The organism is Sediminibacterium sp. (genome assembly GCF_051861365.1).
GTDB lineage: Bacteria > Bacteroidota > Bacteroidia > Chitinophagales > Chitinophagaceae > Sediminibacterium.
In genome coordinates this window covers 1-1,358 of sequence record NZ_JBHYCW010000069.1, presented here as the reverse complement: position 1 = coordinate 1,358, position 1,358 = coordinate 1, and the positions used below count along the sequence as shown (strand labels likewise).

The following is a 1,358-nucleotide window of genomic DNA, read 5'->3' as shown; positions in this document are numbered from 1 at the left end:
AATTCAGATAATCAATGGTCTGCCCCTGTGAAGGTCAATGATATGGATACTACCGCCAAAGAAGCTCTTTCTGGGCTAAGTGCTGGTAAAGGCAACGATGTATATACTGTTTGGCTGGATACGCGGCTGGGCAACAATAATCTATACGGGTCACTTTCCAAAGATGGCGGATTAACCTGGGAGAAAAATCAATTGATCTATCAGGGAGATCAGAAAGGTATTTGTGACTGCTGTAAGCCATCTGTGTCTTTTGATCAAAACGGCAGTATGCACGTTATGTTCCGGAATAAGCTCGATGGAGCCCGAAACATGTACCTGATCAGTTCCAAGGACAATGGCAAGCATTTTGGCAAAGCCCAAAAACTTGGAACAGGTGATTTTATGATTGATGGCTGCCCTATGGATGGCGGCGACTTGGCAGCTGATGAGAATGGGAGAGTTACCACGGTCTGGAGGCGCCAACTGGATGTCTATGTAGCCGAGCCCGAAAAGCCGGAAATAAAACTGGGAGTTGGCCGTACCCCTGTAATTTTGCAAACTGGCAAAGGAGCTGCAATTGCCTGGCAACAGGATGGGGCTATTCAATTTCGCAGTGCTAACGGGCAGAATACCGTTTCGATAGGTAAGGGTCAATATCCCAAGCTTGCCCTGATAGCTGATAAAAAAACCTCACTTTGTGTTTTTGAACGCGATGGGCAGATTTTGGTGAAATCCATTTTATTGTAAATTTTGATAGTAGAGAATACTTAGGCATACTTATTGAGCAGTATTCCATTATAATTTTAACCACCGAGAACAATGAAAAAATTACTTGCCTTAATGGTAGCAATTCTTTTTTCCGTTACTGTATATGCACAGGATAAAGAAAAGAAAATGGATAAAATGCATCATGCATCTATGAAAGATTGTGTTATGATGCACGATGGGAAGATGATGGTCATGAAAGGCGGTGAGATGACTACGATGACCGAAGATATGACGTTGAAAAACGGAACAATGATTATGAAAGATGGCACCGTAATGATGAAGGATGGTACCAATAAGCCGCTTAAAGAAGGAGAAATGGTCGATATGGATGGGAAAATGGGTAAGATGGACATGGACATGAAAAAACATAAACCTAAAAAATCGGGTACTAACTAAAAATCTGTCCCGCATAGGTCCCTTATATACTTATCAACAGTATGTAAGGGTTTTTTTTGCAATTTTGCCCATATCCCGCGGCTTTTGCTAATAAGCTTGCTGCCAATCGTATAACCTAATAATTAATAAACACACGTTTGGAAAAACCGTTCGATCTTTCCCCGGCCTTGAGATCTTCCTATTTGTTTCTGAAATATATAGGTCTTCAATAAATT

The 1,358-nt window shown here is 41.3% G+C and carries 2 protein-coding genes; both read left to right on the top strand.

The window, feature by feature from the left end; translation table 11 throughout:
- On the top strand, positions 1-726 hold a 726-nt coding region (locus ACTIEV_RS15480; protein ID WP_439516815.1), incomplete at its 5' end, for a hypothetical protein.
- A gap of 72 nt (positions 727-798) precedes the next feature.
- Positions 799-1,143, top strand: a complete 345-nt coding sequence (locus ACTIEV_RS15475; protein WP_309993531.1) for a DUF6799 domain-containing protein — start codon at positions 799-801, stop codon at positions 1,141-1,143.
- The last annotated feature ends 215 nt before the right edge of the window (positions 1,144-1,358 follow it).

What these genes read in the sequence shown, in the direction of transcription:
- ACTIEV_RS15475 (WP_309993531.1), top strand. Translation starts at nt 799, where the DNA reads ATGAAAAAATTACTTGCCTTAATGGTAGCAATTCTTTTTTCCGTTACT.